This is a genomic window from Alteriqipengyuania triglochinis (assembly GCF_054655655.1).
This window is the reverse complement of the sequence record NZ_BAAHNC010000001.1, coordinates 710,757-726,209: the sequence shown is the minus strand read 5'-3', so window position 1 is coordinate 726,209 and position 15,453 is coordinate 710,757. Positions and strand designations below refer to the sequence as shown.

13 protein-coding genes and 1 tRNA gene are annotated in these 15,453 nt (G+C 66.2%); 5 read left to right on the top strand and 9 right to left on the bottom strand.

Going from position 1 to position 15,453, the window contains the following annotated elements; genetic code table 11:
• Positions 1 to 151 precede the first annotated feature (151 nt).
• Complete coding sequence (queF, locus tag ACYQ0L_RS03680; protein WP_459787565.1) at positions 152 to 610, top strand: preQ(1) synthase; 459 nt, start codon at positions 152 to 154, stop codon at positions 608 to 610.
• Between the two features lie 89 nt (positions 611 to 699).
• On the opposite strand, the gene ACYQ0L_RS03675 is transcribed toward queF, so the two are convergent.
• Positions 700 to 2,310 (bottom strand): phospholipase D family protein, encoded by a 1,611-nt coding sequence (locus ACYQ0L_RS03675; protein WP_459787564.1) that lies wholly within the window; start codon positions 2,308 to 2,310, stop codon positions 700 to 702.
• The gene (locus ACYQ0L_RS03670) at positions 2,307 to 3,719 is read right to left on the bottom strand and encodes a dihydrolipoyl dehydrogenase (RefSeq protein ID WP_459787563.1); all 1,413 of its coding nucleotides are present in this window, start codon (positions 3,717 to 3,719) and stop codon (positions 2,307 to 2,309) included. Before ACYQ0L_RS03670 ends, ACYQ0L_RS03675 begins: the two co-directional genes overlap by 4 nt.
• Before the next feature lie 317 nt (positions 3,720 to 4,036).
• Here ACYQ0L_RS03670 and ACYQ0L_RS03665 point away from each other — a divergent pair, with 317 nt between their 5' ends.
• Positions 4,037 to 5,287 carry a patatin-like phospholipase family protein gene (locus tag ACYQ0L_RS03665; RefSeq protein ID WP_459787562.1) on the top strand — a complete coding sequence of 417 codons (1,251 nt, stop codon included), beginning with the start codon at positions 4,037 to 4,039 and terminating at the stop codon, positions 5,285 to 5,287.
• 4 nt (positions 5,288 to 5,291) lie between these two features.
• Here ACYQ0L_RS03665 and ACYQ0L_RS03660 read toward each other — a convergent pair whose 3' ends face one another.
• The 6 genes from ACYQ0L_RS03660 to ACYQ0L_RS03635 all read right to left on the bottom strand — a co-directional run bounded on the left by ACYQ0L_RS03660 (position 5,292) and on the right by ACYQ0L_RS03635 (position 10,050).
• Positions 5,292 to 5,753: a MarR family winged helix-turn-helix transcriptional regulator gene (locus ACYQ0L_RS03660; RefSeq protein WP_459787561.1), complete on the bottom strand. Its 462-nt coding sequence runs from the start codon at positions 5,751 to 5,753 to the stop codon at positions 5,292 to 5,294.
• Between the two features lie 11 nt (positions 5,754 to 5,764).
• The gene (locus ACYQ0L_RS03655) at positions 5,765 to 6,190 is read right to left on the bottom strand and encodes an organic hydroperoxide resistance protein (protein ID WP_459787560.1); all 426 of its coding nucleotides are present in this window, start codon (positions 6,188 to 6,190) and stop codon (positions 5,765 to 5,767) included.
• A 216-nt stretch (positions 6,191 to 6,406) separates the two neighbouring features.
• Positions 6,407 to 6,482: transfer RNA gene (locus tag ACYQ0L_RS03650), tRNA-Thr, on the bottom strand.
• A gap of 111 nt (positions 6,483 to 6,593) precedes the next feature.
• On the bottom strand, positions 6,594 to 7,475 hold the full coding sequence (locus ACYQ0L_RS03645) for a hypothetical protein (RefSeq protein WP_459787559.1): 882 nt from the start codon (positions 7,473 to 7,475) through the stop codon (positions 6,594 to 6,596).
• Positions 7,472 to 8,800, bottom strand: a complete 1,329-nt coding sequence (locus ACYQ0L_RS03640; protein ID WP_459787558.1) for a replication-associated recombination protein A — start codon at positions 8,798 to 8,800, stop codon at positions 7,472 to 7,474. Before ACYQ0L_RS03640 ends, ACYQ0L_RS03645 begins: the two co-directional genes overlap by 4 nt.
• Before the next feature lie 95 nt (positions 8,801 to 8,895).
• Complete coding sequence (locus ACYQ0L_RS03635) at positions 8,896 to 10,050, bottom strand: glycosyltransferase family 4 protein (RefSeq protein ID WP_459787557.1); 1,155 nt, start codon at positions 10,048 to 10,050, stop codon at positions 8,896 to 8,898.
• A gap of 194 nt (positions 10,051 to 10,244) precedes the next feature.
• Here ACYQ0L_RS03635 and ACYQ0L_RS03630 point away from each other — a divergent pair, with 194 nt between their 5' ends.
• From ACYQ0L_RS03630 to ACYQ0L_RS03620, 3 genes are all read left to right on the top strand, one after another.
• Positions 10,245 to 11,396 (top strand): phosphoserine transaminase, encoded by a 1,152-nt coding sequence (locus tag ACYQ0L_RS03630; protein WP_459787556.1) that lies wholly within the window; start codon positions 10,245 to 10,247, stop codon positions 11,394 to 11,396.
• 111 nt (positions 11,397 to 11,507) lie between these two features.
• The gene (gene serA / locus ACYQ0L_RS03625; protein WP_459787555.1) at positions 11,508 to 13,091 is read left to right on the top strand and encodes a phosphoglycerate dehydrogenase; all 1,584 of its coding nucleotides are present in this window, start codon (positions 11,508 to 11,510) and stop codon (positions 13,089 to 13,091) included.
• 142 nt (positions 13,092 to 13,233) lie between these two features.
• Positions 13,234 to 14,340, top strand: coding sequence for an ATP phosphoribosyltransferase regulatory subunit (locus ACYQ0L_RS03620; protein ID WP_459787554.1), 1,107 nt, complete (start codon positions 13,234 to 13,236; stop codon positions 14,338 to 14,340).
• On the opposite strand, the gene ACYQ0L_RS03615 is transcribed toward ACYQ0L_RS03620, so the two are convergent.
• Positions 14,337 to 15,398 (bottom strand): DUF5694 domain-containing protein, encoded by a 1,062-nt coding sequence (locus ACYQ0L_RS03615; protein ID WP_459787553.1) that lies wholly within the window; start codon positions 15,396 to 15,398, stop codon positions 14,337 to 14,339. The two genes, ACYQ0L_RS03620 and ACYQ0L_RS03615, sit on opposite strands and share 4 nt — an antisense overlap.
• Positions 15,399 to 15,453 lie beyond the last annotated feature (55 nt).

The following is a 15,453-nucleotide window of genomic DNA, read 5'->3' as shown; positions in this document are numbered from 1 at the left end:
TGGTCGACTTATCGGGTTGGAAGCGGGGTGGGGCCCGCGGGGTAGCGGGAAACGGCCCTGCTTTCGGGCAGGGCGGCGCTGAATAGTCGGTTAATCGCGTGCGTGCAAAGGCTCGCTTGTGCGCGCTGCACGATAAAGGCATGGACGCGGCATGAGCGACACACCCAGCCCAAAGTTTCTCGGCCAGTCCAGCCCGCTCCCCTCGTCACCCGAAGAGGCGGTGCTCGATTACGTCCCCAACCCGCGCGGGGGCGCGTTGTACACGGTGCGCTTTTCCGCGCCCGAGTTCACCTCGCTGTGCCCGGTCACCGGCCAGCCGGACTTTGCGCACCTCGTGATCGATTACGCCCCGGGCGAACGAATCGTCGAATCCAAGAGCCTCAAGCTGTTCCTCGGCTCCTTCCGCAATCACTGCGGTTTCCACGAGGATGTGACGGTCGGCATCGGCCAGCGCCTGTTCGACGAAATGGCCCCACGCTGGCTGCGCATCGGGGGCTACTGGTATCCGCGCGGCGGGATCCCGATCGACGTATTCTGGCAGAGCGGTGCCCCGCCCGGGGGGCTGTGGGTGCCCGACCAGGGCGTGCAGAACTATCGCGGTCGCGGCTAGGATCGAGTGCGGTTAGGATAGGGCGCGTTCGCGCGCGCCTGGCTGGATGGCGCATGACGCGCCCTGCGGTCCGTTCTTTTCGGAAACCTTCACAACAACCGCGAGAGTGGTAGGCGGCTGGCCACTGCGACGAAGAGCCGATCGAACACGCCCATACCCGGTTCGCTGTCCAGCCTCACGCTCGTCCCGTGGCGCTTGGCCTTCCACTGCAGATCGCCATCGGCCCCGATCACCACCTCGCAGACACTGCGGGTTTCCTGATCGGCCAAGGTATCCGCGGCCCAGCTCGCCAGTTCCGCGCTTTCGATGACGAAGCCGAGTTCGGTATTGAGGGCGAAGGATCGTGGATCGAAATTGAACGAGCCGACGAACACGCGCTTGCGGTCCACGGTGAAAGTCTTTGCATGAAGCGTCGTCGCGCCGGCGCGCAGGCCTGCTGTCGAACCGGTGCCGGTCCCGCGAAAACGCGAGGCGACGCCGATGCGCGTGCCCTTGGTCTTCGGCTTTTCCGGCAGATCGCCCGATTCGGACCACGGTTGGATCTCGAACAGGCGCACGCCCGAGGCCACCAGCCGCTTGCGAAAAGGGACATAGCCTGCGTGAACGAGGCGAATGTTGTTCGCCGCGTAGCCGTTCGTCAGGACGGTGACCGACACGCCCGATTCAGCCAGCCCGGCGAAGTACTCCGCGCCTTCCTCGCCCGGCACGAAATAGGGGGAGACAAGGCCGATCTCGCTCGTAACCGGCCCCATGGTTCTTTCCAGGTTCGCCAGCATCAGGTCCTGCTGCGCCACCTTGCCCAGGCCCTTGGCCGGATCGTCGCTGAGCAGGCGCACCTCGGCCCACACAAGTTCCAGCGCGTTCGCCGACAGCTTGGAGACGAGCGGCAGCTTCTCGACCCGCTCCATATAGCGGCGGGTCGCTGCATCCTGTTCGACCTTGGCCGCACGCGACGCCAGCCTGCGCTGGTGCGCCGCGCCGACCTTGGCGAGGATCTGCTGCGCAGGATAGGCGGATTCGCTGTCCCAGTAGCGCTGGAAGTCCTTCGTAACATCACCAACGACCGGGCCCACGGCGAAGACATCCAGATCGGCGAAACGCGCCTTGTCGCCCGCGCCGAAATACTCGTCCCCGATATTGCGTCCGCCAACGATAGTCGCGCAGGCATCCACGGTCAGGCTCTTGTTGTGCATGCGCCGGTTGAGGCGCTGGAAGTCGACCAGAAAGCCGAGGGCCTTAGGGAAGCGGATCGGGAAGGGGTTGAACAGGCGGATTTCGATATTCGGATGCCGGCCAAGCGCGGAGAGCACGGGGTCGAGGCCCGATATGCCGTTATCGTCCAGCAGCATACGCACCTGCACGCCGCGCTCCGCCGCCTGCCGGATAGCCTCCAGCATCAGCGTTCCGGTCCGGTCGCCGTGCCAGACATAGTATTGCACATCGATCCGGCGCTCGGCGTTCCGGATCAGCAGCAGGCGTGCGGCGAAGGCGTCGATCCCGTCTTCGAGGAAATGCACGCCGGAGAGGCCGGGATTCTCCTGCGTCTGCTGGCGCACGGCGCGCGCCAGCCATGTGTCTGAGGCATCGGGCATGGGCTCGCCGTCGCACGCGCGGCGTTCGGGCAGGCCGCTCGCCTTGCGCAGCGCCAACCCCGCGACGAGGATCGCGGCCATCCCGGCAAGGGCGTGCAGTCGCTTCATGCTCCGGGAGGCGTTCCCGTATCCTGATCCTGCGGCAGCGGAATCGGCGTTGCCGCACAGATCGTGCGCAGCGCGCTCTTGAGGCCCTCCTCGATGGTGGGGTGGTAGAACGGCCGTTCGAGCAGTTCGCTCGCCGTGGTCCCGGTTTCGATCGCCCAGGCGAGCATGTGGGCCAGGTGCTCTCCGGCCGGCGCGAACAGGTCCGCCCCGATCAGCTTGCCATCGGGCGCGGCGGCATAGAGCGTCAGGGTGCCGCGATTGCGCGCTTCCACCCGGGCGCGGCCCTGATCGGAGAAATCGACCGTGCCCGTGATCGCGCTCTCGTCTTCGGCACTGCCGATGCTGGCGAGGGTCGGATCGGTGAAGGTGATGCTGAAGGACACGTGGCGCCCGGTCTCGATATGCGCGGGAAACGCGGCGGCGTTGCGACCCGCGATGGCACCGTCGTGCGATGCCTCGTGCAACAGCGGCAGGTCCGCCGCGACGTCGCCCGCGATAAAGACCGCGCTCTCGCCGCAGCGCATGGTCGAGCGGTCATGGCACGGCACGCCCTTGTCGTCGCATCCAAGCTGCGCCTTTTCGAGGTCGAGACCGTCCAGCGCGGGCGGGCGGCCCAGCGCGGCGAGGATCAGGTCGAACTCCGCCTCTGCGTTGTCGTCCCCGCTCCAGCGCAGAGTGACACCATCCTGCGAGAGTTCGGGCTCTACGTCGCAGCCCAGATGGACCTCCATCTCGTTTCCGATCGCTTCGCGCAGTGCCTGGTGAACGCGCGGGCAGCGCACCTTGGCCATCGTATCGGACCTGTCGAACAGCGATACCTCCACGCCGAGACGCGCGAAGGCCTGCGCCAGTTCGAGGCCGATCGGGCCCGCGCCCACCACGGCTAGGCGCCGGGGCAGATCCTCGAGCTCGAAGACGTCCTCGTGCGTCACCACCCGCGATCCCAGCTCGGCAAAGCCGGGGGGCAGCACGGGATCTCCGCCGGTGGCGATGACGATCCGTTTCGCCTCGACCTCGCGCCCGTCTTCCAGCCCGAGCCGGGTCGGGCCGAGGAAGCGGGCGCGGCTTTCGATCATGATGCCGTCGGGAATATCGTCGAACCCTTCGCGCGTAAGGCGGGCGAAGCGGTCGCGTTCGGATCGGACGCGGCGCATCACTGCCGGCCCGTCGATCCGCACATCGCCCACTTCGATCCCGAAGGTATCGGCCTTGCCGATCCGGTGCGCTTCTTCCGCCGCCGCGATCAGCAGCTTGGAAGGCATGCAGCCGGTATTGGCGCACAGCGTGCCCTTGAAATACGGATCGATCAGCAGGGTGCTCGCGCCGTTCTGGCGCGCCGAGCGTTCGGCGGCCAGACCCGCCGTGCCGGCGCCGATCACCGCCACGTCGCAAGTCAGGATGTCTGTCATGTGTGTAGATCCGCTATCATGGAAGGCAGGGTTCACGAACTCTGTCGGGCCTGCAAGGGCGGCAGAGGGTGCTGTGGTGTGAAAAAGCGGGAGAAACCCGCTTGTTCCGTCTCCGACACCAGATTGCGCCGAACCCTGGGACAGACAGCGCGTCTGCGAGCCAGTATGCCGGGGCATGCTTCGCGACGGGCGCTTCCCATGATATTTCAGCGCCCGCGACTTGTCATTTGCGCCATGGGACGCTTGGTTTTGTGCGTCCGGCGGTTCTTTGGACGGTAGCGGGCATGGGTTCGGCAATGGCGGCAGCGGAGACGGGAATGGCATGGAGCGCTCAGAAGACGAAAGCTGCAGCCGCCTCGCGCGGCGCGGTGCTGCAATGGTTCGGCCTGCTGCTGGTCGCCCCCGCACTGCTGCTGGGCGGCTGCGCCAGCATCGATCGCGCGCCTTTCGAGGCCGCGCAGCTGGAGGCCGCCCAGCTGCCCGACATGCCGCGGGTGCGCTATTGGGCCGATGCGCCCGATCTCATCCAGCAGATGGAGCTTCCCACCCCATCGGCCGGCGAACCGCAGAGGTTGCTCGCGATTTCGGGCGGCGGGGACAAGGGCGCGTATGGCGCAGGCTTTCTCAACGGCTGGACCCAATCGGGAGAGCGCCCGCGCTTCTCGATCGTCACCGGCGTCAGCACCGGCGCACTCATCGCGCCCTTCGCGCTGCTGGGATCCGACTATGACGACGATCTGAAGGCCGCCTACACGCAGATCACCCCTGACGACGTCTACAAGGCGCGCTTCCCGCTCGAGATCCCATTTTCCTCAAGCGCCGCGACGACGGGCCCGCTCGAGGAGCTGATCGCGCGCTTCGCCACCAATGCGGTGATCGATGCGGTGGCCGAAGAGCACCGCTCAGGCAGGCGCCTGTTCGTCGGCACGGTCAATCTAGATCGTCCGGGCAATGCAATCTGGGACATGGGCGCAATCGCGGCGAGCAGGGCGCCCGACCGCTACGATCTGTTCCGCCGCATCCTGCTCGCCAGCAGTTCGGTCCCGGTGCTCTTCCCGCCGGTCCTGATCGAGACCCGGACAGAAGGCCGGGCCATCAGCGAACTGCATGTCGATGGCGGGACCATCGCGACCCTGCTGGCCTCGCCCTCGCTCGCGGAAGGACAGGGCGACAGGGGAGGGCAGCGGACCGAGCTCTATCTGCTCGTGAACGGCAAGATGACCGCCGATTTCGAGATGATCGACGGCGCGCTGCCCGATATCGCCGCGCGCACGATCGACGTGATCCTCTTCACCGGGCTGCAGGACCGGGTCAATTCGGCCTATGTCTGGGCGCAGACCGTCGGTGCGCCCTATCACCTGACCTATATCGGCCAGGAGTACGATGGGGGGGATCACGAACTTTTCGCGCAGGATTACATGCAGGCGCTCTACGACTACGGTTTCGAGCGCGGGCAGGAAGGGGTCTGGCACGATCGGCCGCCCCCGATCGCGCCCTCTGCCGAGCAAACGTCCGACGGCGAGGGGGCGGAAGAGTCCGATTCGGCCACGCCCGAAAGCCCTTTCTAGCCGATCAGGATTTCAGGTGGGGCGAGCCGTGCAGGGCCGCCACGAGGCTGCGCACCTGATCGCGCAGTTGCACGACATCGGTGGCATCGATGTCGAGCCCTTCGCCAAGCGTTTGGGGCACGTGCACGGCTTGCGAGCGCAAGGCGCGGCCCTTCGGCGTCAGGTCGATCAGGACGCGGCGTTCATCGGCCGGATCCCGCGTGCGCGTGACGAGACCCGCGTTTTCCATCCGTTTCAGCAGCGGCGTCAGCGTCCCGCTGTCGAGATAGAGCGCTTCGCCGAGCGAACCGACGGTCTGCGGAACCTGCTTCCAGAGCGCCAGCATGACCAGATATTGCGGATAGGTCAGCTGAAGCTCGGCAAGGATCGGTCGATACATCCGGTTGAGCAGGTTCGACGCGGCGTAGAGGGGGAAGCAGATCTGCCTGTCGAGATCGAGAGGGTCGCTGTCGTCAGGCAGATCCATATCTTCCAGTCTCAGTTCGCGTTCACCGTGATCGCAACGTCGATATTGCCCCTGACCGCATTCGAATAGGGGCATACCGCATGCGCCTTGGCTACGATATCCTCTGCGACCTGCCGGTCCACCCCGGTGATCGTCACGTCGAGTGCGACGGTGAGGCCGAAACCGCCCTGGTCTTTCGGTTCCATTCCCACCGTCGCTACAACGACGACATCGTCGTCGTTGATCCTGGTTTCCGAAGCGCGGGTGACATGGATCACCGCGTTGCCGAAGCACGCCGAATAACCCGCCGCGAAGAGCTGTTCCGGATTGGTGGCGCCGCCCTTGCCGCCGAGCGCCTTGGGCATGGCGAGCGGGAGATCGACCAGGCCATCATCGCTTTTGACCGTACCCGAGCGGCCGCCGACTGCGGTTACCTCGGTGCTATATAATGTGCTCATCATCTGCTCCTTCGTTATCGTTCGCACAAATATATTGTGCGCAATGTAAATGACAAGGGCGGGATGTGCGGGTGCAGCGCATATCCCATTCAACGGCGCGTGGAGAGGGCGCATGCGCTGCAGATGATACCTGCGCATTGCCGGGCGGGAGCATTCGGGTGGAGGAGGGCAGGCTTTCCCCAAGCTGTTCGCACGGAGGCGGCGTCCTGCGGGCCGTGGTGCCGGTTGAGGGAATCGAACCCCCGACCTTCGGTTTACAAAACCGCTGCTCTACCAGCTGAGCTAAACCGGCCGATCTTCGGCGAAGCGCATTGGGGCAAAATCGCCTCCGCGTCCAGTCCGAGAACGCTGGTCGACGGACATGGCATCTTCGCCGATCCTCGCGCGCTTCGGGCCCGAGCCTTCATCGCGCGCCGAAGGTCCAGCCTTCGGTTCGCGCAATCTCCCGCGTCATCGCGCGCGGGGTCCAGAGCGCGGCGTCCTCTCCCGCCGTACGCAGCCATGCGGCGGTGAGCAGGGCGTCGGCGCTGTGGTCGTCGATCGGCCCGTGGCCTGCTACGGGGGCGGAACCCAGCGCGCCGAGCGCCTCGCTCAGCAGCGCATGGTCCCTGATCTTGCGCCCGCGATGGCCCGGCAGCGCCTCCAGCGAGGCGAGCGCGGTGTAAATTTCCACCAGCACCGAGCCTTCGCGGGGCAGCGGGTCGACCGGCCAGACGGGCAGCACGCCGTCCAGCCGGTTGAGCAGCCGCATGCCGGTGAGGCTGGACTTGCCGACCTGCGCCGCGCCGACGAGGTTGAAGTTCGAGACCGGGCGGCAGCCCATCGCGCGCTGGGTTTCCTCGGCAACGCGGAACCGCCCTTCGCGGCTGGCGGCACCGGGAGCATGGAAGCGGTCGCCTTCGTTCGCGCCGCCATGCCGGAAATAGCGCGCCAGTTCCGGGTGCCGCAGCACGCCGCCCGCTTCGAGGTAAGGATCGTCGACACACAGTTCGTCGATGAGCGACCAGAGCGCCTTGGCGTCCGGCGGGGATTTCTCCCAGCCGGGAAAGAACGCACCGCAATCGGCAAAGGGTAGCGAAATCCCCAGGTCCATCCCGACCAGCGTATCCGGCGGCAGGTCATCACGCAGCAGGGCGAGCACATCTTCCCGGCTCCACGGCTTTGCGCGTTGGAGCAGGCGGGGCGCGCCATCGCCGAGGTCCGCCATAGCCAGCGCAATGCCCTTGTGCCATTCGCCGCGCGCGCCCGACCAGTCGATCGCAAGGAAGTGGCAAAAGCGGTTCAATCGCGCCCTTTGCGCCGTGCGGCCCAGAACTCCATCCGCTCGGCAAGGCGCTTCTCGAAGCCGCGCCCGGTCGGTTCGTAGAAGCTTTGCGGCTCCATCTCGTCGGGCCAGTAATTGTCGCCCGAGAACGCGTCCTCGCTCGCGTGGTCGTAGGAATAACCTTTGCTGTAGCCGATATCCTTCATCAGCTTGGTCGGCGCGTTGAGGATGTTCTTGGGCGGCTGGAGGCTGCCCGTCTCCTTCGCGCTGCGCCACGCGGCTTTCTGTGCGGCATAGACCGCGTTCGATTTGGGCGCGGTGGCGAGATAGACGCACGCCTGTGCCAGCGCCAGCTCGCCCTCGGGGCTGCCGAGAAATTCGTAGGCGTCGCGCGCGGCGACGCACTGGGTCAGCGCGGCAGGATCGGCCAGGCCGATATCCTCTACCGCCATGCGTACCAGCCGCCGCGCGAGATAGCGCGGCTCTTCACCCGCGGTCAGCATCCGCGCGAGGTAATAGAGCGCGGCGTCGGGATCGCTCCCGCGCACGGCCTTGTGCAGCGCGGAGATGAGGTTGTAGTGCCCGTCGCGATCCTTGTCGTACACCGCCACCCGGCGCTGCAGGAAGCTGCCGAGCCCTGCGGGATCGAGCGGCTCGCTCAGCCCCGCATTATACAGCGTTTCGGCCTGGTTGAGCAGGAAGCGCCCATCGCCGTCGGCGCTCGCGATCAATGCCGCGCGCGCATCGTCGGTGAGGGGGAGGGGGCGTTCGAGCTCTTCGGCCCGGGTCAGCAATTCGCCCAGCGCCTCGTGCCCCAGGCGCTCGAGGATCAGCACCTGCGCGCGGCTGAGCAGCGCGGCGTTGAGCGCGAAGCTGGGGTTCTCGGTCGTCGCGCCGACCAGCGTCACCGTGCCGCGTTCGACGAAGGGCAGGAAGCCGTCCTGCTGCGCGCGGTTGAAGCGATGAATTTCGTCCACGAACAGCAGCGTCTTCTGACCGGCCTTGGCGGCGGTCTCCGCCTCCGCGAACGCTTTCTTGAGGTCCGCCACGCCGCTGAACACCGCGCTCACCGCGGCGTAACGCATGCCTACGCTATCGGCGAGCAGGCGCGCGATCGTGGTCTTGCCGGTGCCGGGCGGCCCCCACAGGATCATGCTCGACAGCCGCCCCGCCGCGACCATCCGCCCGATCGAGCCTTCCGCGCCCGTAAGATGCTCCTGCCCTACGACCTCGCCCAGATTGCGCGGGCGCAGCCGGTCGGCCAGCGGCGCGTCCTCACGCGGAGCCTCGGCAGAGGGGGAGGAAGATTGCGGGGGAGGGGGATCGTCCCCGAACAGGTCAGCCATGCGGAGCAGATAGGGACTGCGCGGCCCGCTTGCCAACCGGCGAAGCGCCGCCGCGCCCAGCCCCGCCGCGTACAGCCCCGACGCGTACAGCCGCGCTAACCGCGCCGCTCCCCCTTGCTAGCCAGCCGCAGGTAGGTCTCCACCATCGAGGCGTTGATCGCTTCCCACGTATAGGGCTGGCTGCGTTCGAGCCCCGCAGCACCATGCCGCGCGCGCAGGCCTGCGTCGGTACAGTACCGGGCGAGCGTGTCGGCAAAGGCCTGCACATCGCCGGGCGTCACCAGTGCGCCCGTCTCTCCATCCGCGACCAGGCTGGAGCTTCCGGTGGCATTCGCCGCGACGACCGGCTTGGCGCAGGCCATGTGTTCGAGCGTGACGTTGCCGAAGGTCTCGGTGACCGAAGGATTGAAGAAGATGTCGCTGCTCGCCACCGCGCGGCCGAGGTCCTTTCCGCCCTGGTGGCCGACGAACACGCCGCCGGGCAGCGCTTTCTCGAACCAGCCGCGCGCAGGGCCTTCGCCGATCACCATCACGCGGTGCGGCACCTGCCGTTTGCGCAGTTCGATGATCGAATCGGTGAAAACGTCGAGGCCCTTTTCCATCACCAGCCGGCCGAGGAAGGAGATCACCACCTCGTCGTCTGCGATCCCCTGTTCGCGACGCCATTCCATGTCGCGCGCGCCGGGGTGGAAGATCGACCGGTCGATCCCGCGCGTCCAGATGCCGATATCATCGTTCATCTTTTGCGAGCGGAGCACCTCGACCATCCCCTCGGACGGCGCGACGAGCGCGTCGCACTTGCGATACATCGCGCGCAGCCATGCTTCGACAGCAGGCTCGAGGAAGCCGAGCTTGTAGTAGCGCGGATAGGTCTCGAACCGGGTGTGGACCGATCCGAGCACGGGCACGCCATGCTTGCGCGCCCAGTCGACAGCCTGCCGGCTGGCGCGATCGGGGCTGGCGACATGGACCACGTTGGGGCGGAAGGCTTCGAATTTCTCCTTCGCCTTGCCCTTGAGGCCCAGCGGTACACGGTATTCGGACCTGCCGGGAATCGCGATCGAGGGGATCGAGATCAGCTCGCCCACCGCCTCTACCTGCGGATTTTGCACCGTCGGTGCGAACACGCGCACGTCTCCGCCAAGCTCCAGCACGTGGCCGACAAGGCGGTTGAGCGCCTGCGTCGGTCCGTCGCGGACCATGTTGTAGTTGCCGGTGACCAGGGCGACGCGGAGATCGGATGCTTCCATCGGCCGCGACTTAATGCCCGCACGCCCGCTTGGCGAGGGGGGCCGGAAAGCATTGGGGGCTCGGCCCGACGTTTTCCGTGTCCGGCCTGTCGATAGTGCAGTGTTTCACGTTGACTCCTGTCAGCGCAACTTTATTGCCGCCGACGGGCCACGCGGTCCCAACGCCGCGCGAGCTCTCTGCAAGGAGAGAATACATGACTGACAAACCTGCGCTCAAGCCTGAGCGTCCTTTCTTTTCGTCCGGGCCGACCGCCAAATTTCCCGGCTGGTCGCTCGACAAACTCAAAACCGAATCGCTGGGCCGTTCGCACCGTTCTTCGGTCGGCAAGGCGCGCCTGAAATACGCGATCGACCTCAGCCGCGAACTGCTGGGCGTGCCCGACGACTATCTCGTCGGCATCATGCCGGGTTCGGATACCGGCGCGCTCGAATGCGCGATGTGGACGATGCTGGGCGCAGGCCCCGCGACCGTCGCCGCGTGGGAAAGCTTCGGCAATGTGTGGATCCAGGACGCGGTCAAGCAGCTGAAGCTGCCGAACCTGCAGGTTCTCGACGCGCCCTACGGCGAAATTCCCGATCTCGCCTCGATCCCGCAGGAAAACGATGTCGTTTTCACTTGGAACGGGACCACGTCAGGCGCGCGCATTCCGAACACCGACTGGCTGGCAGCCGATCGCAAGGGCATCACCATCAACGACGCGACCAGCGCCGTCTTCGCGCAGGAGATGGACTGGGCGAAGCTCGATGCCACGACCTATAGCTGGCAGAAGGTGATGGGCTCCGAAGCGCAGCACGGGATGCTGATCCTCAGCCCCAAGGCGGTCGAGCGGATCGAAAGCTACGATCCCGAATGGCCGCTGCCCAAGCTGTTCCGCCTGAAGAAGGGCGGCAAGATCAACACCGCGATCTTCGACGGGGCGACTATCAACACGCCCTCGATGCTGGCAACCGAAGATTACATCGCCGCGCTCGAATGGGCGAAGTCGATCGGCGGGCTGCCTGCGATGATCGAACGCGCCAATGCCAACGCCAAAGTGCTGACCGACTGGATCGAGGCGACGCCGTGGCTGCGCAACATGGTCTCCGACCCCGCGCAGCGGACCAACACCGGCGTGTGCTTCGTCTTCCAAGGCGAGTGGTTCGACGGCCTCTCGGCAGAAGACCAGGCGGCGGTGCCCGGCAAGATCTACAAGATGCTGGAGGCCGAAGGCGTCGGTTACGACTTCAACGGCTACCGCGATGCTCCGCCGTCCCTGCGCATCTGGTGCGGCGGCACGGTCGAGGCCGAGGATATCGCGCGCCTGCTGCCGTGGATCGAGTGGGCCTACGCCGAGCTGCAGAAGTAGGCTCTCGCCCGCAATCTACCCCGTCATCCCCGCGCAGGCGGGGATCCAGATACCATCGTAGAGATGAGCGACAGGTGGGATGGACTCCCGCCTTCGCGGGAGTGACGTAACATGACCAAGCCCAAAGTCCTGATTTCCGACAAGATGAGCCCCGAAGCCGCCAAGATCTTCGAAGATCGCGGCTGCGAGGTCCACACCAAGACCGGCCTTTCGCCCGATGAGCTGAAAGCGATTATCGGCGAATATGAAGGCCTTGCGATCCGGTCCTCGACCAAGGTGACACCCGAAATCCTGGAAGCCGCGACCAACCTCAAGGTCATCGGCCGCGCCGGGATCGGGGTCGACAATGTCGATATTCCCGCCGCGTCCGAACGCGGTGTGGTGGTGATGAACACGCCCTTCGGCAATTCGATTACCACTGCCGAACACGCGATCGCGATGCTGCTGGCGCTCGCCCGCCAGATCCCGCAGGCCAATGCGCGTACGCAGAACGGCGAATGGCCGAAAAGCGACTACATGGGCGTCGAGCTGACCGGCAAGACGCTCGGGCTGATCGGCGCAGGCAATATCGGCTCGATCGTCGCCAGCCGCGCGCAGGGTCTGCGCATGAAAGTGATCGCCTTCGATCCCTTCCTGACCGAGGAACGCGCGGTCGATCTGGGGGTCGAGAAAGTCGAGCTGGACGACCTGCTGGCCCGCGCCGACTGCATCACGCTGCACACCCCGCTGACCGACGAGACGCGCAATATCCTCTCGCGCGAAAATCTCGCCAAGACCAAGAAGGGCGTGCGGATCGTCAACTGCGCGCGCGGCGGGCTGATCGACGAGGCGGCGCTGGCCGAAGCGCTCGACAACGGGCACGTCGCGGGCGCCGCGCTCGACGTGTTCCAGACCGAACCTGCGACCGAGAGCCCGCTGTTCGGCAAGCCCGGCTTCATCTGCACGCCGCACCTCGGCGCATCGACCCGCGAGGCGCAGGAGAATGTCGCGCTTCAGGTGGCCGAGCAGCTGAGCGATTTCCTGCTGACCGGCGCGGTCACCAACGCGCTCAACATGCCCAGCCTCAGCGCGGAGGAAGCGCCGCGTTTGAAGCCCTACATGCAGCTGGCCGAAGCGCTCGGCTCGCTGGTCGGGCAGCTGGCGCACGGCAGCCTGCCGACCATCTCGATCGAGCTGGAAGGCGATGCGGCGGAGCTCAATCCCAAGCCGATCACCGGCGCGGTGCTGGCCGGGCTGATGCGCCGCTTCTCGCAGAGCGTGAACATGGTCAACGCGCCTTACCTCGCGAAGGATCGCGGGATCGAGGTGCGCGAGATTCGCAACAGCCGCGAGGGAACCTACCAGACCCTGGTCCGCGTCACGGTGGATACCGACGCTGGCAAGCGCTCGGTCGCGGGCACGCTGTTCGGCAAGGAAGCGCCGCGGCTGGTCGAGATTTTCGGCATCGGTATCGAGGCCGAGCTCGATGGCCACATGATCTATGTCGTCAACGACGATGCGCCCGGCTTCATCGGCCGTATCGGTTCGCTGCTGGGCAACCGGGGCATCAACATCGGCACGTTCAACCTCGGGCGCCGGCAGGCGGGCGGGGAAGCGGTGCTGCTGCTGAGCCTCGACCAGCCGGTCGACGATGCTCTCATCGCCGAGGCGGAAGCGCTGGAAGGCGTGCGGACCGTGACCGCGCTGAGCTTCTAGGCAGAGCGCATCCTTTACTTCCCGTTCGGCCTGAGCTTGTCGAAGGGCTGCACTTCTTTTAGCGCCGCCGCGCACTAAGAAGGACAGTGGTAGGCCTTCGGCCAGCTACGCTTCCGACAGGCTCAGGACGAACGGAATTTTTGTGACTTCTACCGACGATCTTCTGCCCGAAGGGCTTGCCGACAATCTGCCGCCGCAGTCTGCGCTGCTGACCCGTGCGATGCGCGCCGCGCTCGATGCGATGGATGCGCATGGTTACGACCGGGTCAGCCCGCCGCTGATCGAGTTCGAGAAGTCTCTCGGCAGCCGGATGGACGGGTTGCAGACCCGCGCGATGTTCCGCTTCGTCGACCCGGCGAGCCTGCGCACGCTTGCTCTGCGCAGCGACATCACGCCGCAGATCGGGCGCATCGCGGCGACTGCGCTGGCCGACCGGCCGCGTCCTCTACGCCTGTGCTACGCCGGCGAGATCGCGCGGATCGCCGCCGACCAGCTCGATCCGGTGCGCCAGCGCCTGCAGGTCGGGGCAGAGCTGATCGGGGCGGACAGCGTCGCCGCGGCGACAGAAGTGGTGCTGACCGCGATCCATGCGTTGGAATCGGTTGGTGTCGGCCCGCTCTCGGTCGATTTCACACTGCCCGACCTCGTTACAACCCTCGCCAACAGCGCCTTTCCCGTGTCCGAGGATCAGGCCGAGGCCGTCCGGCGCGAGCTCGACACCAAGGATGCGGGGGGCCTGAAGGCGGTCGGGGGCGAAGCCTTCTTACCGCTGATCCACGCGGCGGGACCGTTCCCCGACGCGCTCGACCGCCTGCGCGCGGTCGATGCGGGCGGCGCGCTCGCCAGCCGGATCGCGGGGCTGGAGGAGATTGCGCAGGCCGTTGGCGACCGCGCGCGCATCACGCTCGACCCGACCGAGCGCCATGGCTTCGAATACCAGAGCTGGTTCGGCTTCACGCTCTACGCCAATAATGCGCGCGGCGCGCTGGGCCGGGGTGGCACCTACCTGATCCGCGGGACAGACGAGCCTGCGACGGGCTTCTCGATCTATCTCGGACAGGCGCTGTCACTGCTGGACGAAGGCCCTGCGCGAGACATGCTTTACCTGCCGCTCGGCCATGATCGCGATACGGCGCAAAGCCTGCGGAGCGAAGGCTGGCGCACGCTCGCCGCGCTGTCCGGGGAGGAAGACCCGCGCGCGCTGGGCTGCACGCACCGGCTGGAGGGCGGCGAGGCGAAGCCGCTCTAGTCCTCGGCCAGCATTTCCAGCGTATCGGCCAGCTCGATATTGCTCATCATGCCGAGGTAGCGATCGTAGTAGGGCTTATGCGACACGCCCACGATCGCGAGCGTGCGCGTGTCCGTGCCGATCACCTGCCGGATATTGGCGACCATCCGCAGATTGCGCGTTTCCCAATAGGCAAGGTACGTCTGGCCGGCGTTGGTGGGTGTGCGTGCCCCGGCGGCCGCACCGAAATCGCCTTGCATGGCCAGCGCGAGCGAGGGGGGCGAATTGTACCGCCGGTACCATTCGAGGATCGATAGCGACCCGTCGAACAGCTCAGCGTCCCAATCAGTGTACTCTGCGATGCGACGCTGTGTCGGTGCATTGTCCCAGATTTCGCTGATTTCCGCGCCGTAGGCTTCCGGGTCGATTGGCACGCTGTCGCTCATCTGGTCGTCCACCCGGTACACCCGGTCAAGTCCCAGACGCGCGGCCAGGCGTGCGCCGATGATGACGTTCTCGTTCTGGTGCGTGTCGTACTTCTCGAGATAGGAGACGAGTCCCGCAGGCAGGTCCTCGCCCGCCGTCCGTTCGGCTTCGGGCAGGCGGAGCCACTGCACCAGCGCGGATTCGGGCTCTCCGACGGCGAGGAACAGGCCGACCAGCCGACGCCGCTCGACCACGCTCCGTTCGTCAGCGGGGCGGGCGAGCAGCTTTGTCGCTTCGATCATCGCGGCCGGCCCGGTAAGGCCCAGCGCGGCGCGCGCGGGCGCAGGATCGGGGCAATAGGTATCGGCATTGTCCGACCCGTAGGCCCGCAGATCGTCGCATTGCATGCCGACGATGCCTTCCACCGCGATTGCTTCGGGTGCCCACTGCGCCAGCACATCGAGCAGCGGATCGAAGCGTTCGGCGGGAAAATCATCCGGGAGCGAAGAAAGGTGCGATGTGCCGAGCACCAGAACCGGGATGGGATCGCCGCGCTCCTGCGCCGCCGTATCGACGATATCGACGAGATCCTGCGGGGGCGGGGCCGATCCGGCGGTCTGGGCGAATAACGTGACAGCAAGCAGAAACGACATGGGCGGCCTCCTGTGCGAAGGCCGTCTATGTGCTATGGTGTTATAATGCGGTCAA

Bases quoted from the DNA above. Each gene is read 5' to 3' on its own strand.
- queF (WP_459787565.1), top strand. From the start codon at position 152: ATGAGCGACACACCCAGCCCAAAGTTTCTCGGCCAGTCCAGCCCGCTC.
- ACYQ0L_RS03675 (WP_459787564.1), bottom strand. From the start codon at position 2,310: ATGAAGCGACTGCACGCCCTTGCCGGGATGGCCGCGATCCTCGTCGCG.
- ACYQ0L_RS03670 (WP_459787563.1), bottom strand. From the start codon at position 3,719: ATGACAGACATCCTGACTTGCGACGTGGCGGTGATCGGCGCCGGCACG.
- ACYQ0L_RS03665 (WP_459787562.1), top strand. From the start codon at position 4,037: ATGGCATGGAGCGCTCAGAAGACGAAAGCTGCAGCCGCCTCGCGCGGC.
- ACYQ0L_RS03660 (WP_459787561.1), bottom strand. From the start codon at position 5,753: ATGGATCTGCCTGACGACAGCGACCCTCTCGATCTCGACAGGCAGATC.
- ACYQ0L_RS03655 (WP_459787560.1), bottom strand. From the start codon at position 6,190: ATGAGCACATTATATAGCACCGAGGTAACCGCAGTCGGCGGCCGCTCG.
- ACYQ0L_RS03640 (WP_459787558.1), bottom strand. From the start codon at position 8,800: ATGGCTGACCTGTTCGGGGACGATCCCCCTCCCCCGCAATCTTCCTCC.
- ACYQ0L_RS03635 (WP_459787557.1), bottom strand. From the start codon at position 10,050: ATGGAAGCATCCGATCTCCGCGTCGCCCTGGTCACCGGCAACTACAAC.
- ACYQ0L_RS03630 (WP_459787556.1), top strand. From the start codon at position 10,245: ATGACTGACAAACCTGCGCTCAAGCCTGAGCGTCCTTTCTTTTCGTCC.
- serA (WP_459787555.1), top strand. From the start codon at position 11,508: ATGACCAAGCCCAAAGTCCTGATTTCCGACAAGATGAGCCCCGAAGCC.
- ACYQ0L_RS03615 (WP_459787553.1), bottom strand. From the start codon at position 15,398: ATGTCGTTTCTGCTTGCTGTCACGTTATTCGCCCAGACCGCCGGATCG.